Raw genomic sequence first — 24,715 nt, forward strand, 5'->3', positions numbered from 1 at the left:
CCAACAACGTCCTCAGGGACACAACTAAAAAAGCAAATACCTAGCAATAAACCCATCCCCCGTTCACTCTGGGCCCTGCTAATTGCTTTATGCTGCTTTCAACCTCTCCAAGCAGCTGAAATACTAACCCCGAATATCTCCGAAATAATGGCGAATCATTCGCCATCTCGTCAGCACACTGCTGAAGAACTTGAGCGCTTCTACCTACCCGAGGTGTCTTTTCACGACGCCACTCTTGAGCAAGCACTCAAAAACCTAGTCAGCCAATACACACTTGTCTGCTTCCGTTCAGGCGAGATTCCACTTGAACTTAGTTTCGACATTCAAGGGAACCCTACCGAAAAGTTCACACTCAGCACAGGTGGTTCGCTTACCGATATACTTGAAAATCTCGCTGTTAGAACATCAATGGCAGTTGAAAACTCCGGTTCTAAGTTCACTTTCACACCCGCGGGCGACGCTATTAGCACTGGCACCTTTGCCGTCCAGCCAGACTTCATGACTATTCTGTCTGATCTATTCAAATCGAGCTCCCCACTAGATTCAAAAAATATTTTCAACCTCTTCAAGGAGCAATTTCATTTAGACGAATCCACCACACTCAGCTATAGCTCTCCTACATCCGCACTGATCGTTAAAGCTGCACCGTCAGATATGGCACAAATAAAGAAGTTTGTTCAAGCTGTCACAAAACGAAAACCACTTCAGTTCAGAATAAGAAGTTTATTACTCTCAATTCCTTCAAGTCACAGCTTGGACTGTGCCACAAATAAGCAACTCACCGATGGTCAAGCTCAAATGATCATGAGAAGTGTTTCTAGTTTTAAAGGCGCTAGTGTGAGCATTCTCCCAAGTACTGTCTACAGACATAATGAAGAAGCTCTAATCGAAGTCATTCAAGAGCTTGGACCTCAGAATAAAGGTTGGAGTGGCGTAAAATTAGCCATCAAAAGTAGCCTCTACGGTCTAGGCAATGAAACAGTGCTTTTCTACGAGCAAAGGCCACCCCTGAAATCTAAGCAAAGCGCCAACCCAAGGCACAAAATTCTTCAACCAGCCAGAGTGCTCGAAGCTCTCTTTCTAAAAGATTCTCACAGTATGCTCATCAAAATTCACGGATCAAAGGAAGTTTCGCAGTACCTACTCATCACCAGTATCTCCTCTTTCTAAAAGATTCTCACAGTATGCTCATCAAAATTCACGAATCAAAGGAAGTTTCGCAGTACCTACTCATCACCAGTAATATCATCGATACCGACAGGTAAAAGTGTTCGTGATAGTATATCGAGCAACTAAATAGCTCATCGATCCGAAAGTTTAACTCCCATAGATCAACCCCCTATCTCCTTCTCGCATGATGATCTCGACCACCTCACTCAAAAAGCAAATTCCTAGCAGTCTGTCGGACTTCGATCCTCAATTGCGATTACCAGTTTGAGTGAGCCCCAAGCGTGTAGATTCTACCTTTTGAGGCTCTGAAAGCTTCAATCTATTTCTGGCATAATTATTGGTGGCTCTGAAACGACTTGAGATGCTACTTTTTTTGCTGAAATGAGGATTTTACACGCCATTTTGGCATTTAGCTCTCCGTGAACCTCATCCCCAGCGCAAAGAGTTTTTTGAGATTGTAGCTGGAGCTCACTAGGTGCCATTCGAGCTGACACTTCGCGAGTCCACGCATCGAAAAACGGCGAAATCCAAGGACTTCCTTGATGATTCCAAACACTGGTTCCACGGTTTGTTTGCGTAGCCCGTAGAGTTGCTTTCCCGCTTTTGTCTCAAGTCGATAGCTCATGATTTCGGGTATGGTTGCGTTAGATGCAGGTTTCGGAGGATCGTCGCGTTTCTCTAAATCTTCAATGCTCCGCCCGTGATGATGACGCTGCATCGCGGCGTAAATGGTTGGCGTGCTTTCCCGTCCCTCAGCTTCAGTAACCGCCTTCTCGCTATAGTAGCCAGTGTCGACGAGAACTTTATCAACCCTGCCAACTACGGGGCTGATTGAGTCGAGCCCTGGGGCAAGTTGTTCTTTGTCATTGGGGGCATCTGTGACGCATTGCACAACAATGAGCATGGTGCTGACTTCGACGGCGGCTTGTGCGTTGAAGCTTTGTTCAAAACTACTTCCTGACTTCATGATCCGACTCTCTGGATCTGTGAAGTTGTATTGATCTTTGGAGCGCGGTCCTTCTTCCGGAGGTTTAGGCTTTCTGCCTCAGGGTTTCTTACCTGTTGATTTTTCCTTAGCTTCGCGCTTCTTGAGCTTTTCTTGATACTCTGACGTTTCTTCATCAAAACGAACTTTGGCGCGCTCTTCCATCACAGCCTTGGCTTTTTTGAGTTGGACTAACCTATCTTCTCTACGCTTGATTTCACTAGGGATACTCAAGCCGTCTTCCAGTGGTGTGCTGTCGGCTTCTTCAGCCTTGGCCATGAGTTGGGCTATCTGCTCTTCCGCCAGGATCATTTGTTTTTCAAGGCGTCCGTGGCTCATCGCGCTATGCTTGCTGGCGTTGGCTAGGATTTTGGTGCCATCGATAGCAACAGTGATGTCTCCGATTTTGAAAACCTGGGCACTACCAGCAAGTTCAAGAACCTGATGAAAACATGATTCATCAGACAGACTAAATGAGCTGAGTCCTCCAAAATCCCTTACCTGTAAGGAATCGAGAAAATAGTCTGGGTCTATGGTCGGCTATATCAGCTTGGGGTGGAGGGCTGACCGGGGCTGAATGCCACGCGGAGTTCGCTGGTGAGGTCTGAGCGCTGTGAGTCAGCAGCTTCGCTGGAATTATTTTGAGCGACCGAGACGGTCGCGTTACGTGGAGTGACTTCCAGATCTTCGATACTTGCCAGTGTCAAAAGTCTCAAGGTCGCAAGTCCAGTGAGATCGCGTAGGCGCGATTGCTGGGCCCACAAAGTCACCAGACTTTGCTAGCTTGACCTTCGACCCTCTAGGTCATCATTTACCGGCAGGGATTTTCGTGCCGTAGAAGATGCTTCCAGCTTCTTTGTTGACGATTGGCAGACCTTTGACACGCTCCAAAAGTCAAAAGTCAGAAGGTCCAAAGTCTAACCACATCGCGTGGGCGCGATAACGCAGAATCAAAGTCACCAGACTTTGCTAGCTTGACCTTAGACCTTCAGACCTTCGACTCTCCCCAGTGCACATGATCTATCAGACAGTATGGAGAATTTTCACTTATACAGCGGAATGACAAAAAACTGCGGGGTGCTTGCTTTGGGGGCGCTTCTGAGGGGCAGGTCAACGCCTTCTAGGGTGGTGATTTTCCCTTTGTTGATCGATCTGACGGCGCTGCGGTAGAACCCTCCCGGATGTCGGTTCTGGCTGGCGGTGGAAATACGCAGTTGTGAGTCCTCGGCGACAAAGGCGGTTTCGCCGTCGCGTCCGACATTCATGATGCCACCGAGCACCTCGCTGCGACCGCCGTTGGTGGTGTGAACGATAATCCCCCTGCCCTCACTTTTATAACCCATGATGACCAGATCGCCGCCGTCGTTGATCACCATCGGCTGGCCGCGTTCTGGATTGAATTGTCTGGCCCACACTTTCTGCCCTTTAAACGAGGCACAACAACGACCGTACATATCGGTGCCAGGGTGGACGCCTGTGGTCATCGCCACGTTGTCAAAAAACACCTTACCGCCACGTCCGTATTTGATAGTCATGGGCTTGGCGGTTGGAAACCACCGCCACGGATCTATTTATGTGACTGACGATTAACGATAAGAGAATCTAAAATGCGCCGCGCACCTTCTGACAATCTGGTTGATCAAATGGTATTATTCGGGTTTTGCATTTTTGACCAATACCGATTCTGGCCGGTCCTTGCCAGCTTTGAGGGTGTAGCTTCCCTTTTTGAACACTGGGGCTTTAAACGAATTCCCTTGAACGCGGTGACAGTAGATAAGTTCGCCGGATTTTGAATCTGTCAGTTCGACCACGGCGTTCTCGACCGGAAGTTTGACTTCCTTGAGGTAGCCAACCGGCTCACGACCGTCGTTTTCGCTGACGTTGAACTCGAGTGGCCAGCCGGGGTACTGGGCGGCATCACCACGGGAGATATCGGCAAAACGCGGCCAGCACTCGAAGACAATCTTGCCAGTCTTTTTATGGATACGGACCAGTCCATATCCATCACCACGGTTTTCGCGGGAGGAGTCCTTACGGATGATATTCATATCCAACTCCTCGGGATTGGCGTAGGCGAGCATGGTGATCTTATTGCCTAGGCCGTCTTCGTAGTCGCCCACCCATGGCAAGGGTGACTTGACGGGTTTACCGCCGCCGGCTTTTTCATTTTCCGGCCACCACCATCGACCGTAAATCGTATTAACCAAGGCCGGGCTGGTGAATGCCATCGGCCCATCGCGGTAGCCATCGATGCCATGTTTGACAACAACGGCAAGGTGTTGATCGCCGCAGAGATGGGTGCCGCGAGCTGCGCGCAGGCGGATAAGTGCTTGGTTCCTGCCACTCTGTGGCCAACCGTTGCAGTCCAGATCCGCCAGCAGTCGGCTCTTCCCAGAACCGTGCATGTGCACCGCCCCACAGAACGCGGTCTGCGACAGCGCCACCTTCATCACGTCGCCTTCCCAGTCGCGTACCCAGTGGTCGAGAAACTTCAGTTGCCTGTCGCCAAGCAGCTTGAGTCCGGGCAGATCGACAGCATTGCGGTCGTAGGCCGGATCGTTGATATGGTCCGGCCGCGGCCCCATCTTCGGGATCGTTCCAAGCGGGCCAGTTTTAAATTTCCTGTCTTCCAGAATAGCGAAGCTGATTCCTGCAACATTGAGCTCGGTGTAATACACGCCGATGCCTTGCTTGACTGGGGTCGGGTCAAACGGGTCGGGCAGGTTCGACGTCTGTTGGCGCTCAACCATTTTGACGAATGACGCGGGGAACATGTATCCGCCGTCGGCGGCGCCACCCTTTCCAGTGGATTTCGCCCCACCTTCCCCCCAGAGATTGCCATGCCCGATGTCATGGTCGTCGACGATACAAATCGTCGGGCGGTCTTTCATCAGATCCTTGAACTGCATGCCGAACTGGAGCCAACCAAAAGTGGCTTCGTCGTGCACGTAGTTCTGGTCACCGGCAAAGAAAAGCAAATCAGGATCCTGCTTTTTGAGGTTTTTTATAAACTGGATGCGAGTGAAGCGCTCCTTGTCCTTGGGTGAGTTACACGACATGGAACCGACGACGAGCACGTCTTTTTCAATCGGATTCTTTCGGACCATCCCTTCGAACTGGGAGAGTTCACCGAGCCGAAGCCGGTAGGCTACATCGCGGGTGTTGTTCCAGTTTTCCACCCTGAAGTGGACCGACCATCCGGGGTAAACGACGGGCTGTTTGTCGACCTCAACCCATTTCCCCTGCTGCTGTAATTCAAGTATCACCGCCTTTGGTTCGGACGGAAGCAGGGGGAAACATTGACCGGTGATCTTGAGCACGCCGTTGTCGTGGGTGTAGAGGGCGAAGGCCATCGCCTGGCTGCGGGGAATGCTGCGGAACCAATCACGCATCGGCTTTTCCCTCTTACTTTCACCCGCCACGGGTTTCCACCACTGGCCGATAGCGACGTTATCGGAATTCTTCGCCCAGCGGGTATCCGAGCCAAACGGTGCCGGGTTGTAATAAGCCGGATCCAAGTCAGCATCTTCAGCCGCATGGGTGAAAATTGACGACAAAACGGATCCTACAAATAATGTTAGAACGATATCTCTCAATGATTTTTGCTTCATAACGTGACTTGGCTATAGGTTGTTCACCCCTGATTGCAAAGGCCATATTTGAACGAATCCGTCAATCTAACCCCTCAAATGGTATTAATCAGCGATGCTTGTCACTCCCCCCCCCTTTTTCTGAAAAGGAGACGATGCCGAGCTAGCCATCTGGAAAAAACAAGCCGTCCCTTACAACGATCACCAACGCTGCGGCACACTTTTTGACCGAAAAACCTCGTGGTCGACCAAGCTGAAAATGGCAGACTCAAAACCAGCCCGAAAGAAAAAACGCCAGCTCAAATAGCACTCCAGACGGCTAATGATTTGCTTTTTTTGAAGAAGCCATTGGATAACGGAGAATACCTGAGGCCCTTCTTTTACTGCGCTGGGGTGGCAGCTTTCCAGCCTGCTGTTAGTTGTTTGAGTAGTTGTTGTTTGATGGTTTTATATTTTGGGGTGAAGTCACCAGACTTCGTTGGTTGGACTTTTAGACCTTGGACTTTCAGACCTTGGACTTTTGACAGTGGGAGGCGTGAGAAAGGGTAGAGTTCGAGTGCGTAGTTCGAGTTGGGGAGTTTTTTGGTGGATGGGGGTGTCGAAGGTCGGAAGGTCGAAGGTCGAAGGTCGAAGGTCGAGTTAGATCGCGTGGTCGCGATGGATTTTCGTGCGCTAAGCGGTGATTAGAGGTGTTGGGGGGTGGGGAATTCTAGCCGCTGGCTACTTGCTACTGCCTTTTTTTAGAGCCTTTTTGATGGCGTTGGCGACTGCTGCACCAACGATTTTTTGCTGTGGAGCGTGCCAGAAGTGGACGTCTGTTCCTTTGTTCCAGTTGGTGAAGTGTTCGGAGCTTTTGGCAGCATCACGGACGCTTTGGTTGAGGTCGTTGATGAGGATGTCTGGGTGTTTTGAGATGACTTCTAGTGCGGCTTTATTGAAGGCGAGGTCTTCGTCCTTGCGGCGTCCCATAGTGACGTTGTCCCAGCGTCCGATTGAACTATTGGGGACGGGAGTTGTGGAGCACCACATCAAGGTGGCGCCGGTCTTGCGCAGGATGGCGATTTCTTTTTCGAGGTTGGCTTGGTAGGCTTTGATGTCGATCTGGTATTTGCCGTAGGTTTTTGTTTCTTCGTTATAGAGTTGTTTGAGGTCGTGGAGGCCGTGGTTGAACTGGATGAGGTCCCAGTGCAGGCCCTTTTGTTTGTAATCACCGAGCCAGAGTTCCATCCAGGTCACGCCGCGGTCGGACGGGCCGGCATTTCCAACGACGCGATAGTAGTTGGCGATTCCATTTAGCTGCTCTTTTGTGGCTTGATGGTAGTTCATGCTGATGGAGTCACCTACAACGAGGACGCGCGGGAGTGTGGGGTCGTCGTTATCGCGCGGGTCGGTTTTTGGGTAGATTTCCATGTTGCTGGCGAGGAATTTCCCGTCGCTGCGCTGGCCGTGGATTGTAGTTTCCCAGAATCCGCTGCTGAGGTCCTTGGCCGTGGCTGGTGAGTGGACGTCTACGGCTCCACTGGGGCCGGGGAGTGAGGCTTTGATGGATTTGCCATCGAACTCGACCACGCCGTCGCGGTTGCGCGGTGAGTTGGGGTCGGCAGTAAACCTGGCGACAAGCTTGCTGCGGTCTTTGGACATGCCGAGGGGCTTTTTGTTGGATGGCGGGAGGATATTTAGGCTGCGGTGGCGGAATGGTTTGCCGGCCTGGATAGCGTCTGCCCATTTCTCATTGAGCCCGTGGAACTCGACGAGTACGCGGCCCTTGATCTGTTTGAAGTTCTGGTGGCGCACGACTTTGGTGAACTCGGTTTCATCGTTCCAGTAGATGGTGTGTCGGGATTTGCCTTCGTCGGTTTTGGGATCGATCACAGTTTCTGTCAGTAGCTCGAAGCATTTCTGGTTTGGCTGCACGTTGAAGATCTTGCCTTTGACGACGTCTAACTTTTCGGCGGCATGGCTGCTGCTGGCGAGAGTGACGATGAGGGCTGCGGTCAGCTGGATCGAGCGGGGTAGTGACGGGTGAATCATTGTTTGAGTGAGTGGTGTTTTGATGATGTTAGAATTCTTTGAGCGTGGAGGCTAGCGGGGGGGATGGTCAGTTGGCTGAAGGATACGGAATGCGTGCACCACCATCTTTCAGACTAGGCATCTGCGCATTGGATTGTTTGAGTGTGTCACCGAGCAGGCGGGAGAGTTCTGTTACTTTGGCCCTATTTTTGGAAGCGAGGTTGTTTTGCTCACCGATATCGGTTTTGAGGTTAAAGAGCTCGACGCTTTGATTTTGGTGGTAATAGATCAGCTTCCAGTCGTCTAACAGTATGGCTGAGCTGGCTCCGATGCCGGGGCCTTTGGGACCCCATTGGTTTGGGTAATGCCAGTAAAGCGCGCGCGATTGGATGTCGGCAGTCGGGGTTTTGATCAGCGAGACAAAGCTTTGGCCGTCGATTTTTTGCACTGTCTGAGATTGCTTTACGCCTGCCATTTCCAGAATGCTTGGAAAGAAGTCTTCGATGATGAGGGGCTGGTGGCAGACAGAACCGGCTACCGACACACGGGGCCATTTGACCAGCATGGGCACCCGCACGCCTTCGTGCGCCGAGCCTCAAAGGATTCCCCTATCTCCCCATCGACTGGGGCAAACGTCGCGTGGGTGGTGCGCTCGGGTTCCTCTACGCATTCGACAGCCTCTACATGTCCTCGATGAAGGGCCTCTATCGCATCCGTGATACCGATGGCGATGATCAATACGACGAATTCAAACTTCTCAAGAAATTAGGTGTCGGCTACGAGCACTCGGCACACTCCATCATCAAGTCTGAAGATGGCAAAGCACTGTATCTGGTCACTGGCAACCACACCGCCGTTCCCGCAGGAGTCGAAAACCTGCAACCTCCAGTTTGGCAAAAAGATTCATTGCTGACTGCCATGCCAGACACCATGGGCCATGCAGTCAGTATCAAGGCCCCCGCTGGCTGGATCTGCCGAATTTCTCCCGACGGTGAGAAGTGGGAGATGATCGCCTCCGGCTTCCGCAATCCGGTCGATCTAGCCATCAACCAACAAGGCGAATTGTTCACCTTCGATTCTGATCTAGAATTCGACGTTGGCAGTCCTTGGTACCGCCCCACTCGGGTCAACCACGTGACCTCGGCCAGTGAATTCGGCTGGCGCTCAGGTTCGGCCAAGTGGCCGGAATACTTCGCCGATAGCAATGGAGCCGTCATCAACGTGGGACCAGGATCGCCAACCGGCATAAGCTTCGGCCATCACTCGAACTTCCCCAGCCAATATCAAGACAAGCTATTCGTCTGCGACTGGACCTTCGGCACCATCTACACGGTCGAAATGAAAGAGGACGGTTCAAGCTATACCGGCACCAAAAAAGAATTCCTCCACGGAAACCCGCTCAACATCTCAGCGATGAGATTTGGTCCTGATGGTCACATGTATTTTATCATGGGTGGCCGCAACACAGCCTCCAAGCTCTACCGTATCCGCCACACTGGCGAGAAAAACCAAGTGGCTCCGAGAGCGCTGATCAAGAATCAAGGCTTGAGAGATTTGCGACACTCGCTCGAGCAATGCCACGGCAACAACACCGCTGGAGTCAAGGCTATCGATAAAGCGTGGCCACATCTCGCCCATCCGGATCGTAACATCCGCTATGCCGCCCGCTTGGCCATCGAGAACCAAAACGTTCAGCTTTGGCAGGACAAGGTTTTTTCAGAATCTGATCCGCGCCGCATCATCTACTCGGCCATCGCCCTCTGCCGTCACGGGAACAAATCGCTCTCAGGCAAAGTGCTGAAAAAAACTCAATAACCTACCCGCCGAATCGCTCGAGCAAACTGATCTACTAGCGCTACTTCGCGCCTACTCACTCTGTTTCATACGCATGGACAAAGTGACCCCGGACGAGATCGCCGCAGTGATTGGAAAGATTAATCCCCTCTACCCAGCGAAGGATAAGAGCCTCAATGCCGAGCTCTGCCGGGTTCTCAGCTATCTGGATGCCCCGCAGGTGGTCAGCAAAACCATCGGCTTAATGAAGGCCACGCAGACCCAGACCATCGCTTACGACAAGGAGATGCTCGATCGCCATGAGTATGGGAAAAATATTCTTAAAATGATGAGCAATACCCCTAATAGCCTGAACATCCACTACGCCTACTCGCTCCGACAGGTGCAAAATGGCTGGACGCTCGAGGACCGAAAGTATTACTTCGGCTGGCTCAACGAGACCTTGGAAAAAAGCGGTGGAAAGAGCTTCTCCGGCTACATCCGGGCGATCAGGAAGGACGCGATCGACCACCTGCCCGCGAAAGATGCCACAGCGGTTTCTTGGCTTCTGGGAGAAATCGCCGGCGTGGATCTCAGCAAACTGCCGATGGCCAAAGGCCCAGGCGTGGCATGGACAGTCGATTCGGCGATGAAGCATTTCAATACCGACCTAAAGGGTAGAAGTTTCAACAACGGCAAGAAGATGTTTGCCGCTGGCCGCTGCGTGGCCTGCCATCGCTTCGAAGGCTCGGGTGGCTACTCGGGACCCGATCTGGGTTCGCTCGGAAACCGCTACTCGATCCGTGATATTTTGGTGGCCATTTGCGAACCAAGCCAGTCGATCTCTGAGCAATACCAGGCAAGCGTGGTCACTCTCAAGGATGGCGGCTCGGTCTCCGGACGCATCATCTACAAAAATGACAAAGAGATAGCGCTAGCAACGAATCCATTCAATTTTGCCGACCTCGACAAATCACCCATCGCCAATGTCAAGAAGGTCGAGCCATCGCAAATCTCAATGATGCCGCCTGGCATGATCTTCTCCATGAACAAGGACGAACTCAAAGACCTAGTCGCCTACCTGATTTCTGCCGGAAACCCTAAGCATCCAGCGTTCGACAAGAACTAACCCAAATATTCGCCCAACTCGCCACGGCAGCGGAGACCGCCGAGCTCCAGCAGATCCGCCAGCAGTCGTGAAAGGCTTTAAATAAGCTGCAACCACCTCAGAAAATCCGAGTCACCATCGGTAGACATCTTTTCTTAAATCTCGGAGACTGTATATCTCTGTTCTAGTAAAGTACCGCAGTTTCCACGCCCCTGTCGTTGGTTTTGTGTGGCTCTCTGGCCGTTGTTCTTTCATTTTCGTAAAGAACCTATCCACAAACTCGCGACTCCCTAACACCACTCCATCGGTGAAGTAGCGAAGCTTGCAGTGTAAAAGCTGGGCGGCACTGAGCTGGCCGCCAGTTCCCAAAACCTTGGCTACTTCCTCTGAGCAAAATCCATTGCGCATTTTGTGCCGCTTCGATTTTCTCTCACCCAGCACTGCCTTTTGCTCATCTTGATCGGCAGCTTCCCCCTCTTCTGCCACTAGCATTCTGTACTCGCCCATCACCTCTTGCCAGGTTTCGCCGGAATGCCGCATATTCTCAGCGTGCTTTTCGCTGAATACCACCGGCATGTCCGACCAGAGCATGCGCTGCGTCACACACTCCACGGTTCCTACACACGTAACGCTTGCAACAAAAGTCACCAAGACTGATGCTAAATTTTTGTTTATTCTCATAAAAACACTCACACTACACCGGTCACGTTCGTTGAACGAACAGCACCGGCCTCGTGATCTGGATCAAGCTCGACACAGACAATTCGTCACTCTAGAATTAAATCAACACCAACTGGGCGATCCGTCCAGCCTGCCCGGTGGTATAAAGAAACCTTTTATAATGCGTAGCAAAACAAACTTCAAAGAGATGAACAATATGACTTACCAAATGAACCATCGTAGCCGTGGGGGCTTTGCCTTCTTGGCAACGATGTCGATGATTGTGCTGCTGGCTATGATGGCCAGCCCCATCGTGGTCGCTGAAACTACACCAAAAGCACCAGCCACCGAAACCACACCGGCAGCCAAACCAGCATCCTCGCTGGAGGAGGCGCTTAAAAAGCTGAAACTCCCCGGGGTGAAGATCAACCTCAAGGAGCGTTGTGTCGATGTCGATAGCTTCATCTGCCTGGATCATGGAGCGCTGGAACTCGTCGTCTGCACGAAGGACACTAAGGAGCACGAGTCGATCATCGCGGTTGAGGCGAAGGTGAAACACATCCACACGGCTCTTCTTTTGTTGGGTGCCAAGGCGGGCAACCCCGCTATGCGAAAGCCAGTGAATAAAGAGAGAACGCGCTGGGTTCACTTCCCCCCAGAGGGTGGCCCAGTGGATGTCAGTGTCGTATTTAAGAACAAGCAGGGCAAGATGGTCGAACGGCCGATTAGTGACTTCATCAAGGCCTACGTGGATGAATATGACGGGTACGGTCAGGAAGCTCCTAGCGAGGGGGAAAATGAGAAATTTCCAACGAATACCTTTCTTTTTGCCGGATCGATTCTTCACGGTACGGGAGAGGGTCCGCGCAGATATCTGGCGGACCAGAGTGGAAATGTGGTCTCGCTTGCGACCTTTGGTGATGAATTACTTTGCTTGCCAGGGGTGAACTCCCATGCTGCGGGGGCATTTGCATGGCAGGTTGATGACACCCATCTTCCCGAGGTTGGAACCAAGGTGAAGCTTCGCCTCCGGCCGAAGGTAGCGCCAGCTGCCGGTGCGGTGCCCGGGAAGTAACATACCATCCCACCTATCTCCCCTCTCAACAGCGAGATCAAATGCCCCAAAAGCTGATGGCAACCGCGCCCTTTGCTCGCCATCCTTATTCTCAAACTTTCTTTTACGCTAATACATTATGACCCTACGTAGACTAACCAGCACACTTGTTGTGCTGAGCTCAGCTTTCAGTTTGGCAACTGCCGCCGAGACCCCGAAACCCAACCTCATTTTCTTCCTTATCGATGACCAACGCAACGACACCCTAGGCTGCGCTGGCCACCCGATCATCAAGACTCCAGTCCTAGATAGTATGGCGGCAGAGGGAGTCCGTTTTGAAAACGCCTTTGTCACCACGCCTATCTGCGCGGCCAGCCGTGCGTCGATTTTTACCGGCCTACACGAGACCTCACATGGATTCACCTTTGGCAAGCCACCATTGGCAAAAGAGCTCACCGACAACAGCTATTCCATGCTGCTGCGCAATGCTGGTTACCGGACCGGGTTTATTGGCAAATACGGTGTCAAAACCGAGGGCCAGCCAGAGGCTGAAATGTTTGACCTGTTTGAACCTCACGACCGGCTTCCATTTATGATGAAACAGAAGGACGGCTCACTCAGACACGAGTCCGAGGTCGCCGCCGACAAGGCCATCCAATTCCTTAAAAAGAACCCAAAAAATAAACCCTTCTGCCTGTCGGTAAGCTTTAAAGCATCCCATGCTAACGATAATGACCACGACGACCACTTCCCATGGTCCAAGGCAGTGGATGGCATGTATGACGACATCGAGATCCCAGCCCCACGCCTGAATGACCCAGCAATTTATGCGAACCATCCAGACTTTTTCAAGGCATCCTCCATGGCGCGTAAGCGTTTTTACTGGCGCTGGGACACTCCGGAAAAGTATCAGAGAAACATCAAGGCGTATTTTCGCATGATCAGCGGGGTCGACCACGCCATCGGTCGCGTCCGCAAATCCCTCGAACAGTCCGGACTGGCTGACAACACCATCATCATCTACATGGGTGACAACGGCTACTTCATGGGTGACCGTGGATTCGCTGGAAAGTGGTCACACTACGAGCAAGCTCTGCGCGTGCCGCTGATCGTTTTCGACCCACGTGCCCCCAAAGAAAAACGTGGCAAAGTCGTTAGCCAGCCCACTCTAAACATCGACCTAGCCCCCACCCTCATCGAGCTCGCCGGCATCAGCAAGCCTGACCAATACCAAGGCGCCAGCTATGTTCCATTGCTCAATGGCCAAAACCCATCAGACTGGCGGAAAGATTTTTTCTGTGAGCATTTGATGGCAAATAAATCGATTCCGAAGTGGGAAGGCGTCAGAGGCGAACGCTTCGTTTATGCCCGCTACTTCGACCAAGATCCGGCCTACGAATTCCTTCACGACCTCAAAGCCGACCCAGATCAACTGACCAATCTAGCCAAAAATCCCGAGTACAAAACCAAACTCACCGAGATGCGTCAGCGCACCCGTGACATCAAAGCGCCTTTGATCCCATAAGCTTTAAAGTAAATCCGCTACCAGCCATCAGCCAAACAGCGTGGAACAGCCCGACTTCTTTAAGAATGGACGGACGGCGGGAGCTGGTTTGCATAACCTGATTGACGACTCGCAATATCTGGAACATATTGGAAAGTTACGTGTTCAGCTCATGGGCCGGATGACCAAGACCAACGACCCGGCGCTGAAAGCCTCTCTCTCGACCACAACAATCCAGCAACCTTAGACGATTTCATGAAACAACAACGTAGTCGTGCCCGTAAACGTAAAAAATAAACGTGCCCACCCACAAAACAGCTCTTACATCCGTATAGTAACACCCATTTCCCATCAACTTGTGAAAACACCTTTCATCCTACCTTCCGTTCTCGCCGCCCTGGCCCTCGGATCCGTTTCGGCCTTGGCCCAGCTCCCTATCGTCCCAGCCAAGACCGTGGCGCAGACCCAATTTCCTGTCTTCGAGAAGGGTCAGCAAACCCGCCCCCTCGCCAATTTCCGCCTCCACCTCGACTACAAAGCTGCCACAGCTTCCAAACTTTTCCTCACCGAAACTTACTCTCTCTCGCTCCCCAGTGGCTCCCACCTGCTCGAACTCAGCTGCCAACAAACGGGATCAAAACCAACTCAGATCAGCGTTTGGATCGACGGCAAAGCCCTCCAGCACAACACCATTCTCCCAAATGGCGGCGGTCAGTCCTTTATCTCCAAGGACAAAGCCCTGCCCACCGATAAAGATTTCACTATCGCAGCATCGTTCCAATCCACTGGCGACGGCACACTCTTTTCAAAATGCGCCCCAGAGGGACCATGGTCCAAAGGTGCCAAAGCCCTCTTCATCAAAGACGGGCGCCTCAGCTACGATGTCGGTTCGGTCGGCTCTATCAACGGACCAGTCGTCAACGATGGCAAACCACACCTAGCCGTGCTGCGCTTCTCCAAAGAAATGGTCGAACTTTCGCTGGATGGTAAATCCATTGGAAAAAAGAAACTGACCTCGCCAGACGTCTCGACCCACAAATTCAAGATCGGTCTCGGAGCCAGTGACTTCACTGGCCCACTCAACAAGGGCTCCGTCAGCAACCTCCGCTACTGGACTCGCTCTATTGATGGCACGGAACTCGTCTCGCTGCTCAAGGGCGACCTCGATGCCGTCAACACTCCCGACCTCAACTGGTCCGCCAGCGAGCACGGCGAAACCTTCGATGGCATTGGACAAGCCGGCACACCAGTCCAGCTCACTCTCAAGGCGGATAAAAGCTTCACTAGCAAGAAGGCCTGGGTCCAACCACTCGAAAAAGCAGATCACGCCAAGCTGATCAAAGGTTGGAATAAAAAAACTCTCGCCGAAGGTAAAGCCATCTACAACACCCTCTGCATCACCTGCCACGGTGACCAAAAGAAGGAAGGCAGCCTGCCCACCGCGCTCAAGTTCCACCAAGCTCCCTTTAAAAATGGCAGCGACCCCTACCGCATGTTCCAGACCTTGGAAAAAGGATACGGGATGATGATGCCGCAGCCGCAATTTGATGCCGAACAGAAATATGCCCTCATCCAATACATCCGTGAAACCTTCCTGAAACAAGACAACAAGAGCCAATACTCCAAAACCACCCCAGCCTACCTAGCCAGCCTACCCAAAGGCCTCGACCTCCCGAAAATTGCCAAGAAAAACAAACTAGCAAAACCTGGAAAGCCCTTCGAGCTCATGGACTTCGGCCCCACTCTCAACTGGACCTTCCAGATCAACCGTGGCGGCAAGGACAAAAACATCGCCCAAAAGGGCATCGCGGTGCGTCTTGACCAGGGCGACGGCGGAGTCTCCAAAGGCAATGCCTGGATCGTCTACGATGAAGACACCATGCGCGTCGCCACCGCCTACTCGGGTGACTTTGTCGACTGGAGAGGCATCGCTTTCGATGGTTCTCACGGCAGCCACACCAGCATTGCTGGCAAGCCCCTCTTCATCAACCCCGACGCCCCCGCATGGGAGCACCCCACGAAAAAGTCTTGGGAAGATGAGCGAATCATTGGTCGCGACGGCCGCCACTACGGCCCGCTACCGCAAGACTGGGTGCGCTTCCTCGGCCGCTACCGACATGGCCAACAAACCATCATTCACTATCGGGTCGGCAAGACCGAAATCCTCGAGCTCCCCGGCCTCCTCTCCAGAAATAATCAGGGAGTCTTCACCCGGACCTTGAACGTCGCAAAATCTTCCCACGCCCTGCTCAGCCGCATTTCTCCTCCCGAGAATGGCTTTGCCGTCGCCCTTAAAGGATCGAAGGGTGTCAGCCTAGAGCGCAAGGAGGACGGAGTCTACCTCCGCATCCCCGCAGCCGCCACCCCGGCCAAACTCATCCTCGGTTTCGCCAACAAAACGACCACCGAACTCAGCAAGGCACTCACCGAACCAGCCGTCCTAGCCCCTCTCACCAAAGGAGGCCCAGCCAACTACCCAGAGCCGATCCTCACCGCTGGAACTCTCGGCAACGACAATGACCCCTTCGCCTATGACACCCTCACCATTCCTAACAAGGGCGACAACCCGTGGAACTCTTGGATGCGTCTCGGCGGATTCGACTTCTTCCAGGACAATCCCGACCGCGCCGCAGTCTGCACCTGGCTCGGCGACGTCTGGCTCGTCGATGGAGTAGCCGGCGACCTCAAGCAACTCAAGTGGCGCCGCATCTGCACCGGACTGTTCCAACCACTCGGCCTCAAGATCGTCGACAACACCATCTATGTCACCTGCCGCGACCAGATCGCACGCCTCCACGACCTCAATGGCGACGAGGAAATCGACTACGTCGAGGCCTTCAACAACGATCATCAAGTCACCGAGCACTTCCATGAATTCGCCATGGGCCTGCAGACCGATGATAAAGGAAACTTCTACTACGCCAAGTCCGCCCGCCATGGAAAGAAGGCCGTCGTTCCCCACCACGGCACCCTCCTTAGGGTCAGCCCCGATGGAGCCACGACCGAAACTGTGGCCTCTGGTTTCCGCGCCGCCAACGGTGTCTGCCTCAACCCAGACGGCACCTGGATCGTCACTGATCAAGAAGGCCATTGGAACCCGAAAAACCGGATCAACTACGTCAAAGAAGGCGGCTTCTACGGCAATATGTTTGGCTACCACGACGTCACTGACAGTTCGAACGAAGCCATGGAGCAACCATTGACCTGGATCACCAACTCCTTCGACCGCTCCCCCGCCGAACTCCTCTGGGTTCCCGAAGATGCAGCCTGGGGACCACTCAACGGTACCCTGCTCAACCTCAGCTACGGCTGCGGCAAAGTCTACACCGTCCCACACGAAGTACTCAGTGGGCAGGCGCAAGGAGGCATGTGTGCTTTACCGATCGCCGCATCCCCCTCCGGCCTCCACCGCGGCCGCTTCCACCCCGTCAACAAGCAGCTCTACGCCGCCGGCATGTTCGCCTGGGCCGGCAGCCAGCAGTCCGACGGCGCCTTCTGCCGCATCCGATCAACCGGCAAGCCTAGCTACATGCCGATCAAAACCAAAGCAACAAAAGGAACATACACCATCACCTTCAGCGACCCACTCCCCGCTGACACCAGCTTCAAAGTCAAAGTATGGAACCTCAAACGCACCGCAAAATACGGATCAAAGCACTTCGATGAACGGGAACTAGAAGTCACTAAGAATCAGATTTCTGGCAAGCAAGCGATTCTCACAATCCCGGATCTCGAACCAACCTGGGGCATGGAAATCAGCTGCGACCTTGGAAACAACAACAAACGCGTCATCCATGCTTCCATTCATAAGTTACCGTAAGCGATTAGCTGTAGATGAAAGCGGCTGGAAGCACGCTTCTACGAAGAAACCCTTTTTCCTTTCACCTCTAACCTATCGTCTATTTTAAATGAGAAAACGAACACTACTTCTCACCCTCTGCTCGCTCTTTCTCCTCGGGAGTTTTACCGCCAGCGCTGATGCTAAAACCCTAACCAAGACGTGGACAGATCCTAAAGCTGCCAGTCAAGAAGACCCCGATTTCCTGATTCAGGGAGAGTATGGGAAAACCAAAGCTGGCGCAAAATACGGAGTCCAGGTAATTGCATTGGGCCATGGAACCTTCGATGCCTACCTGCTCGAAGGTGGCCTCCCCGGCTTGGGCTGGGAGCGCGGAAAACCCCGCCAGCTCCTGAAGGGGAAACGGAATGGTGAAAAAATTGATTTCACCAATGAGGAAGGAACCATCACTGGCACAATTTCAGATGGTCAGTTCATTCTTGTCCTGCCGGAAAAACATCCGCTACCACGAATCGAGCGAAAAAGCCCGACACTCAATGCGGCTGCCCCGAAGGATGCAGTGGTTCTTTTTGACGGCAGTTCAGCGGATCAATGGAACAACGGCAAGGTAGAGAATGGATTTCTTCTCGCCACCGGTTGCACCAGCAAGCAGCGCTTCGCCGACTACAAACTCCACCTAGAATTCAGAACACCCTACATGCCTGCCGCTCGTGGTCAGGGACGCGGCAATAGTGGCGTCTATCACAGCGGCCGCTGGGAAACACAAATCCTTGATTCTTTTGGACTCGAGGGAAAAGACAACCAAGCCGGTGGCATCTACTCGATCTCCATACCACGACTTAACATGTGTCTCCCGCCGCTCGCGTGGCAAACCTATGACGTCGATTTTAAAGCCGCCAAATTCGATACCTCCGGCAAACAGGCCGCCTGGCCACGCATCACCGTGAAGCTCAATGGAGTGCTGGTGCATGAAGATTTGGAGCTAGCCAAGAACCTCACGACCTCCGCCCCCCTCAAAGGACCGCTCAAAGACTCCAAAGGTCCCGTTCACCTCCAGAACCACAACAACCCAGTCGTTTTCCGCAATATCTGGGTGGTGCCTGGGAAGTAAATTAATACCATCTCCCAAAACAGAAGAGACCATTGGGATTGGTTTGAGCTTTAAAGTCTGGCTTCGCATTGAAGTGAGCTGGGATCTTTTCGCTAAGATCGGCGTTGTCGTTTAGTCGTGGTACCCGCACGACTCCTTCACTCCTCCTTGATCTTAACGAAAATATCTCCAGCCAATGGTCTTTTCTATTTTACTCAATGGTATAAGCACGCAACTATCTCACTCAAAACAACTCAAAATATGAAAAGTAACATAATCTCGCGCGTGTTCAGCATCGCCCTCCTATCGGCAATCACCTTATCGCAGCCCCTTGTAGCTAAAAACAAGATCCCAGTGACCGATGGCCAGAAAATTGCCTTCCTCGGCGACTCCATCACCGCCGCTGGTGCTAGACCAAACGGCTACTGCCGACTGGTTCTCGACGGCTTAAAAAAGCAAGGAATCCAGACCACTGGTATTTTTGCCGGCATTTCTGGTCACAAATCAAACCAAATGCTCGCCCGACTCGATAAAGACGTGCTCAGTAAAAAACCCGACTGGATGACGCTGAGTTGCGGCGTCAACGACGTCTGGCACGGCGCCCGCGGTGTAAAAATCGAAGACTACAAAAAGAACATCACCGCCATCGTCGACCAAGCCCAATCGGCCGGAGTCAAGGTGATGATCCTGACCTCCACGATGATTAAAGAAGATCAAAAAACCTCTCTCAATCAGCAACTCCTTCCCTACAACGCCTTTCTCAAGGAGCTAGCAAAAAGTAAAGGATGCCTATTTTCCGACCTCAACACAGAGATGCAGCAAGAGCTTAAAACCTTCCCCAAAGACGCGCCGAAAGGGAAACAACTCACCGGCGATGGCGTCCACATGAATGCCTATGGCAATATCATGATGGCCAAAGGCGTGCTCAAGGCGTTCGGCCTATCCGACAAAGCCCTGACCACTCTCGAACAAGACTGGAAAAACACCCCCGGTAGCCACTCGATCCGCCTCAACATCTCGATGTCACTCAACGAATACGACCAACTCCAGAAAAAGCTCGATAAATCCGTCCAGCAGACATTCCAAGATTCCCTCGTGGAAAAGAAAAAGGAACTCTTGAAATAGGTTTGATGGGTAATACCCAGATTTCCCTCCCTTTCCACCACATTTAGACAAACAATCTTTCTTGCACTGGCAGGACTTTTCGTGCCGTAGAAGATGCTTCCAGCTTCTTTGCTGACGATTGGCAGACCTTTGACTCCCTCCAACTGTCGAAGGTCAGAAGGTCCAAAGTCTAACCACATCGAGTGGCCGCGATTGCTGAGTCCACACAGTCACCAGACTTTGCTAGGTTGCCCTTAGACCTTCAGGCCTTAGACACTCCCCTGCCCCTTGCGAAACTTCACCTCACATATTGTCTGCTCCCTCACCTCACAACGACACTTCGATCAATGCAGTAGGTTGGACTAAGGGTCAGTCCTGTGTTTTGCAATGTTTCATATTGAGTTTTAGTATCTCTATTGGCCTGTCCCGAATGGCACGGACTTAAACTGAGCTTCTGTGGCTGGGCTTATGTGCGAAACGGTATCGGTGCCCCTTCCGCACTCAAGTCTCCCTACTTCATCGACACCAAGAATTCGATCAGTGATGCGAATTCGTGTAGGCTTAAGCCTTGGACAAGGCCTGGTGGCATCTGGGAAATCTGTAGCATTTCCTTACTGGCTAAGCGTTCTCTCATGACAGTTTGATTGTGGCCGGCTATGTTCATTAAATAATAATTGGTATTATCCTCATTGACTAGGAAACCGATAGCCGTAGCTCTTCCTCTGTTTCCCTTGTTCTTTAAGGTATAAGTCGGGAAGCCTTGGGCGATTACTGCTCCGGGGTTGAGGACAGATTCGATTAAGAAGTCTCTCTTAAACTGGCTACCTGCGGCACCTAAATACGGGCCTTTCTGCTGGGCGGCATTATTGACGGCATGGCAGGTGATGCAGCTTTGTCGATTAAACAACTTAGCGCCAAGCGCTACATCTCCTTTGTGCTCGAGTGCATACGCAGCTGCTTTATCCATACCAGCTTGTGTGACGGACAGCCCCTTCAGTGGGTCCTTGTCCACCTTCAATTTGGCCTCATAGAGCGCCATGATATCAGCGGTGGCTTCGCGCACAGCGATATTATCCCAGTCCAAGTATTCCTTCGTGCGGGCAATAAATTTATCGTCTAGCAAGTACAGGTCTTCAATCGCACGGTAATAGCCCGGATTACGAATTGCTTCTTTGTCTTCAATCAAGGGTGCGGCATTAAGCTGACGTTGACCAGAGATGCGATAGGATGAAAACAATATTTTCTTCCAAGCCAAAGTCGCGGAGGAGTCGCTGAGCCCGTTGACCATCGCAAAGAGTTCAGTCACATCGGTGCTGTGCGTAATTTGCGCGGTCCAGTAATCATTAATCAAAGCATTGATCCCGCGCACCTGTTCTTTCGGAACAGCATCCTCAGCTAGATCGAGACTCCACTGACCAAGGATATCTAATAAGGCCTTAACCGCTAATAGACGCTGTATTTTGGCTAGATCCTGTTTTTTTTGCAGTTTGATTGCTGCCTTCTGCTTGGCTTTTTTAAAGGCTTTGTCGCTCAACTCACCCTGCCTTATCTTATACGGCCGATGGTCACGCCAATACTGAAATATAAAAAGCTTTTTCGCGGCCTTGACCCTAAGCAACCAAGGTCGCTTCGCATTGGCCGCAACTGAAGCTAATACATTAATGTGCTGCGGCGTCGGCCGAGACGCTTCTAGGGCAGAAAAAACGGTGTCCACCCCTTCGAGCTTCAAACTGGATGCACTGATTTGATTCAGCGCAAACAGGTCCAATACCTTCAACTGGGACTCTGCATTGAATCGCGTGAAGTTTTTTTCAATCGCGGCTATAATCGCAGGTGTTAGGTCCCATTTGACCGCTTTATAATACGGACCCTTATCATTCGGACGCGTTCCCCACCATGATTTCACATCCCACTCTTTCTCTTGATGGCTCAGGCGAGCAGGATACCTAGTATAATTAAGCGAGACTCATCCGACCACTGCTTTGCGCCTAACTCGATAATCATGGCCTGAACTAACTCGGGGTCATAGATTTTGTTTAAGGCATAAGAGAGCGCCTTCTGAACGGCTACATCACCTGCTTTGAAAGCTTCCAAATACAATCGCCGTGCTTCTTGATGGTTTTGTCCGAGGCTTGCCAGGGCGCGTGATGCAAGGTGAGGCAGTGGTAGCGTGCCTAACTCACCGACACTGTCACTGTCCCATTCTGCGACTGCATCTGTATCAATTGCTTAGTCGCTGGCTTGCTGAATTTATTCAAGCGTCGCAGAGCGATCGTGGCTTGCAGACGAACCTTGGGGTCACTGTCAGCTAAATGCTCGGCGATGACTTCCGGTGAAAGATCAGCCAGCTGTGTTTTGCGATCTGCCAAGGCCTTGAGGGCTTAGGCGCGTATCGTTGCATCCTCTAGAATCCTGACTAAAAAGTCGTGGCTCTTTGCCCCCATCCCCTGCTTCAGGGTGAACAAGGCGGCGACGCGCATGTGCAAATGAACCGACTTATCCTGAGTGATATTTTTCAGTTTTTCAATCACAGCTTGGCTCAATTCTTTTTGCAATAAATACTGCTGGGCTTGCAGCCGAATGGAAGCGCTCGGCCCAGCGATCCAATCGACGAGTTCGAGTGGCTTTGCGGTTTTCAAATTCGGAACAGCGGGTGCTTGGTAGCCTTTTAATTTCGCCATGTGGATACGACCCACAGGCTTGCCATTGGCAAAATTAAAGCGCCCGCCCTTCCAGTCAGCTAAGTATAAGTTAGAGCGACCATCGACATCGATGTCAGTAGCACGTTCCAAATCAGTCAGGACAGTTTGCTTAATCGCGTAGCTTCCTTTGTGAGGGGTCATATCGAAGCCGAAAACTTTGCCTGAAGTCCAGTCGCAGGTGTAAAGACGGTTGTTCAGTTCAACGGGAAAGCCCGGTTCGTCCAGGAACAAGCCCCCCATACCCGAGCCACCACCGAAGTCAGCCAGCGAGGCTAGATGCTCGTCTGGGAAATTTTCATACAACCGCGGATACCCCATATCAGATTCCGCTACTAGATGGTGAATCCGTAAATTCCAGCCGGCACCGTCATTGGTGTTGTCGCGCGTGAACAATTCTAACAGTGGAGATATCGCCACGTCAAATTGGTTTCGCGTGTGATAGACATAGACCTCCAGTTCCGTGCCATCAGGGCGACAACGCGCAACTCCCCCACCCTGAAGCCTGACGACTCGTCCGTCAGTGCCGACGACATCAAACATACCGAAATCACCGACTGAAACATACAGCCAGCCATCAATCCCCATGCGCACACCATTGGTGGTATGGTCGGCCCCACGCGGGTGTTCAATGCCCCCACCGAAACCTTTCATCAATGTCTTTTCGACATCCATCACACCATCACCGTCAGTATCCTTATACGTAGACAAATAAGGCGGATGTAATAAATAATAAGTTCCCGCCACGATATGACCGCCGCGTGGACTTTGTACCATCGGCACGAAATCTTTGAATTCATCAGCTTTGCCATCACCATCGGTATCTTTGGCAGTCACGATCTTACCAACGCCCTCGATATGCCCGAGACTACCATTGGGATCGACCGAGACATAAACAGTCCCGTCAATATCAGCCGATACCGCTGTGACATATTCCACTTGAGGCGGTGAGGCGAACAGAGTCACCTCAAAGCGCTCGTCTAAAGATAAGTCATAAGTCCGGTGTTCCTTATAGTCTTCTCTCTCATAAAAGTCCTCCTGCTCAGCCGAATCCAGCATCAAAGGACTGAATGCCGTTAATATGAATAACGAGGATGCGCTGACCCGCAGTCTGATCGACAATTTACTCTTACTCGTGAAATTCATTCCATCCATAGGGAATAACGGCGTCAATTCAAGTGTTTAAAAAGTATGACCCGTGAGTTCGAAGAGCTCTAGTGTGGATTGTCTATCAGGTAATTTATGCCATCAATCACCAGAAATTTGAAGTTTTCGTTAGTCCAGTCAGGCATGGCATGCCCGGCGGAGATACCAATCACTTTAGATTTTCCTTGAGGGCACTCCCACATGGCAACGGCTTTAAATTCACCTTGTTCGCCATTCACAAGCGGAATCACCCCATCGACTTGATACAGATTGTTGTACAACTCGGTGTCTTTCATCACGAAATCCTTTGTGATGCGCTTGGTGGCGGGATGATCTTTAGCGACCACCGAATAGGTGATCGGTGTATGAGGGCCATGCTTACTTGAAGCAATGCCAGTGAAATCGCCCCAAGCGGGGAAAGCTACGTCGGGATGGTTTGTTGTCCAACTATCTACCAAGGTCTGATTGGTTTTGGCTGGGCCGGTATTGCCGGGGATGATATCGGGCTCACCGTCTCTATAAGTGGGCCAGAAACAATGCATGGCACAGTGGACCAACATGGCCGGCACGCCGTTGGTGCGGGTTTGCTCCATGATGTTGTGTGCGGCTTCTAGATCCCCACTTCCTGCGATACAAAAATTATAGACCACCACGTCATAGCCCTTAGCAAAATCTTTCTTTTTCAATTGCTGCAAAAGTTCGGCGTAATTTTGATGCCGAGGATGCTTTTTTCGGATCGCGGCATCTTCTTCTGTTTTCCCTTTTCGAGCTTTTCTCAAGTCGGCAAATCCAATCCCAATATCAGTTTTCATCACTGTCACATCCCAAGAAGCTTCTTTGGCATAATCTTGGAAAAATGCCTCTTGCTCTTTGTAGTCATGAAAGTTTCCAGGGTAATGCGTGACGTAAAGAACCTTCTTGGTCTTTGCAACGGTCGTCGTCGGCTCCTGATTACAGGAAGGCAAAAATAAGCAGACACAAAGTGAAAGGCATAAAGTTTGGGCTAATTTTTTCATAAAGTTT

General features: G+C 51.8%; 21 protein-coding genes. 9 read left to right on the forward strand and 12 right to left on the reverse strand.

Translation table 11 applies throughout. From position 1 onward, the window contains the following. Positions 1-1,170, forward strand: a 1,170-nt coding sequence (locus tag BSZ32_RS06450; RefSeq protein ID WP_206018741.1) for a hypothetical protein, incomplete at its 5' end; no start/stop codon positions are given. A gap of 409 nt (positions 1,171-1,579) precedes the next feature. On the opposite strand, the gene BSZ32_RS06455 is transcribed toward BSZ32_RS06450, so the two are convergent. The 7 genes from BSZ32_RS06455 to BSZ32_RS06485 form a co-directional block, all read right to left on the reverse strand. Further along, the gene (locus BSZ32_RS06455) at positions 1,580-2,137 is read right to left on the reverse strand and encodes a transposase (RefSeq protein ID WP_105042678.1); all 558 of its coding nucleotides are present in this window, start codon (positions 2,135-2,137) and stop codon (positions 1,580-1,582) included. 78 nt (positions 2,138-2,215) lie between these two features. After that, entirely contained in the window at positions 2,216-2,494 is a 279-nt protein-coding gene (locus tag BSZ32_RS06460; protein ID WP_105042679.1) for a hypothetical protein, read from the reverse strand. Positions 2,495-2,700: 206 nt separating this feature from the next. After that, positions 2,701-2,925 carry a hypothetical protein gene (locus BSZ32_RS06465; protein ID WP_105042680.1) on the reverse strand — a complete coding sequence of 75 codons (225 nt, stop codon included), beginning with the start codon at positions 2,923-2,925 and terminating at the stop codon, positions 2,701-2,703. Between the two features lie 273 nt (positions 2,926-3,198). After that, positions 3,199-3,690 (reverse strand): hypothetical protein, encoded by a 492-nt coding sequence (locus BSZ32_RS06470; protein WP_105042681.1) that lies wholly within the window; start codon positions 3,688-3,690, stop codon positions 3,199-3,201. A 114-nt stretch (positions 3,691-3,804) separates the two neighbouring features. Beyond that, complete coding sequence (locus BSZ32_RS06475) at positions 3,805-5,766, reverse strand: metallophosphoesterase family protein (protein ID WP_129589627.1); 1,962 nt, start codon at positions 5,764-5,766, stop codon at positions 3,805-3,807. 699 nt (positions 5,767-6,465) lie between these two features. Beyond that, entirely contained in the window at positions 6,466-7,776 is a 1,311-nt protein-coding gene (locus BSZ32_RS06480) for an SGNH/GDSL hydrolase family protein (protein ID WP_105042683.1), read from the reverse strand. A gap of 67 nt (positions 7,777-7,843) precedes the next feature. After that, positions 7,844-8,332, reverse strand: a complete 489-nt coding sequence (locus BSZ32_RS06485) for a sulfatase/phosphatase domain-containing protein (protein WP_338066235.1) — start codon at positions 8,330-8,332, stop codon at positions 7,844-7,846. A 62-nt stretch (positions 8,333-8,394) separates the two neighbouring features. Here BSZ32_RS06485 and BSZ32_RS06490 point away from each other — a divergent pair, with 62 nt between their 5' ends. Both BSZ32_RS06490 and BSZ32_RS06495 read left to right on the forward strand, forming a co-directional pair. Next, a complete protein-coding gene (locus BSZ32_RS06490) occupies positions 8,395-9,570 on the forward strand; it encodes a PQQ-dependent sugar dehydrogenase (protein WP_105042685.1) in 1,176 nt (391 codons plus the stop codon). Between the two features lie 73 nt (positions 9,571-9,643). Continuing rightward, positions 9,644-10,657, forward strand: a complete 1,014-nt coding sequence (locus BSZ32_RS06495) for a c-type cytochrome (protein ID WP_105042686.1) — start codon at positions 9,644-9,646, stop codon at positions 10,655-10,657. A 111-nt stretch (positions 10,658-10,768) separates the two neighbouring features. Here BSZ32_RS06495 and BSZ32_RS06500 read toward each other — a convergent pair whose 3' ends face one another. Beyond that, entirely contained in the window at positions 10,769-11,239 is a 471-nt protein-coding gene (locus BSZ32_RS06500; protein WP_129589628.1) for a hypothetical protein, read from the reverse strand. Between the two features lie 238 nt (positions 11,240-11,477). Here BSZ32_RS06500 and BSZ32_RS06505 point away from each other — a divergent pair, with 238 nt between their 5' ends. The 6 genes from BSZ32_RS06505 (at position 11,478) to BSZ32_RS06530 (ending at position 19,868) form a co-directional block, all read left to right on the forward strand. Then, entirely contained in the window at positions 11,478-12,371 is an 894-nt protein-coding gene (locus BSZ32_RS06505; protein WP_105042688.1) for a YdjY domain-containing protein, read from the forward strand. Between the two features lie 118 nt (positions 12,372-12,489). Then, on the forward strand, positions 12,490-13,875 hold the full coding sequence (locus tag BSZ32_RS06510; RefSeq protein ID WP_105042689.1) for a sulfatase family protein: 1,386 nt from the start codon (positions 12,490-12,492) through the stop codon (positions 13,873-13,875). Between the two features lie 40 nt (positions 13,876-13,915). Then, entirely contained in the window at positions 13,916-14,101 is a 186-nt protein-coding gene (locus BSZ32_RS06515) for a hypothetical protein (protein ID WP_105042690.1), read from the forward strand. Between the two features lie 111 nt (positions 14,102-14,212). Next, a complete protein-coding gene (locus tag BSZ32_RS06520; RefSeq protein WP_105042691.1) occupies positions 14,213-17,674 on the forward strand; it encodes a DUF6797 domain-containing protein in 3,462 nt (1,153 codons plus the stop codon). Positions 17,675-17,762: 88 nt separating this feature from the next. Next, positions 17,763-18,764, forward strand: a complete 1,002-nt coding sequence (locus tag BSZ32_RS06525) for a 3-keto-disaccharide hydrolase (RefSeq protein WP_105042692.1) — start codon at positions 17,763-17,765, stop codon at positions 18,762-18,764. 240 nt (positions 18,765-19,004) lie between these two features. Then, positions 19,005-19,868, forward strand: coding sequence for an SGNH/GDSL hydrolase family protein (locus BSZ32_RS06530; RefSeq protein WP_105042693.1), 864 nt, complete (start codon positions 19,005-19,007; stop codon positions 19,866-19,868). A 490-nt stretch (positions 19,869-20,358) separates the two neighbouring features. Here the strand turns inward: BSZ32_RS06530 and BSZ32_RS06535 are convergent, their stop codons facing one another. The 4 genes from BSZ32_RS06535 to BSZ32_RS06550 all read right to left on the reverse strand — a co-directional run. After that, positions 20,359-21,753 (reverse strand): c-type cytochrome, encoded by a 1,395-nt coding sequence (locus BSZ32_RS06535; protein ID WP_105042694.1) that lies wholly within the window; start codon positions 21,751-21,753, stop codon positions 20,359-20,361. A 268-nt stretch (positions 21,754-22,021) separates the two neighbouring features. After that, positions 22,022-22,216 (reverse strand): hypothetical protein, encoded by a 195-nt coding sequence (locus BSZ32_RS06540; RefSeq protein WP_105042695.1) that lies wholly within the window; start codon positions 22,214-22,216, stop codon positions 22,022-22,024. A 12-nt stretch (positions 22,217-22,228) separates the two neighbouring features. Next, a complete protein-coding gene (locus BSZ32_RS06545) occupies positions 22,229-23,701 on the reverse strand; it encodes a DUF7133 domain-containing protein (protein WP_129589629.1) in 1,473 nt (490 codons plus the stop codon). Between the two features lie 59 nt (positions 23,702-23,760). Beyond that, the coding region (locus BSZ32_RS06550; RefSeq protein WP_206018742.1) for a ThuA domain-containing protein at positions 23,761-24,715 on the reverse strand (955 nt) is incomplete at its 5' end.

It is taken from the genome of Rubritalea profundi, assembly GCF_002954445.1.
Taxonomy (GTDB): Bacteria; Verrucomicrobiota; Verrucomicrobiia; order Verrucomicrobiales; family Akkermansiaceae; genus Rubritalea; species Rubritalea profundi.

What these genes read in the sequence shown, in the direction of transcription:
- BSZ32_RS06505 (WP_105042688.1), top strand. Translation starts at nt 11,478, where the DNA reads ATGCGTAGCAAAACAAACTTCAAAGAGATGAACAATATGACTTACCAA.
- BSZ32_RS06495 (WP_105042686.1), top strand. Translation starts at nt 9,644, where the DNA reads ATGGACAAAGTGACCCCGGACGAGATCGCCGCAGTGATTGGAAAGATT.
- BSZ32_RS06455 (WP_105042678.1), bottom strand. Translation starts at nt 2,137, where the DNA reads ATGAAGTCAGGAAGTAGTTTTGAACAAAGCTTCAACGCACAAGCCGCC.
- BSZ32_RS06530 (WP_105042693.1), top strand. Translation starts at nt 19,005, where the DNA reads ATGAAAAGTAACATAATCTCGCGCGTGTTCAGCATCGCCCTCCTATCG.
- BSZ32_RS06525 (WP_105042692.1), top strand. Translation starts at nt 17,763, where the DNA reads ATGAGAAAACGAACACTACTTCTCACCCTCTGCTCGCTCTTTCTCCTC.
- BSZ32_RS06460 (WP_105042679.1), bottom strand. Translation starts at nt 2,494, where the DNA reads ATGAGCCACGGACGCCTTGAAAAACAAATGATCCTGGCGGAAGAGCAG.
- BSZ32_RS06545 (WP_129589629.1), bottom strand. Translation starts at nt 23,701, where the DNA reads ATGGATGGAATGAATTTCACGAGTAAGAGTAAATTGTCGATCAGACTG.
- BSZ32_RS06480 (WP_105042683.1), bottom strand. Translation starts at nt 7,776, where the DNA reads ATGATTCACCCGTCACTACCCCGCTCGATCCAGCTGACCGCAGCCCTC.
- BSZ32_RS06475 (WP_129589627.1), bottom strand. Translation starts at nt 5,766, where the DNA reads ATGAAGCAAAAATCATTGAGAGATATCGTTCTAACATTATTTGTAGGA.
- BSZ32_RS06470 (WP_105042681.1), bottom strand. Translation starts at nt 3,690, where the DNA reads ATGACTATCAAATACGGACGTGGCGGTAAGGTGTTTTTTGACAACGTG.
- BSZ32_RS06510 (WP_105042689.1), top strand. Translation starts at nt 12,490, where the DNA reads ATGACCCTACGTAGACTAACCAGCACACTTGTTGTGCTGAGCTCAGCT.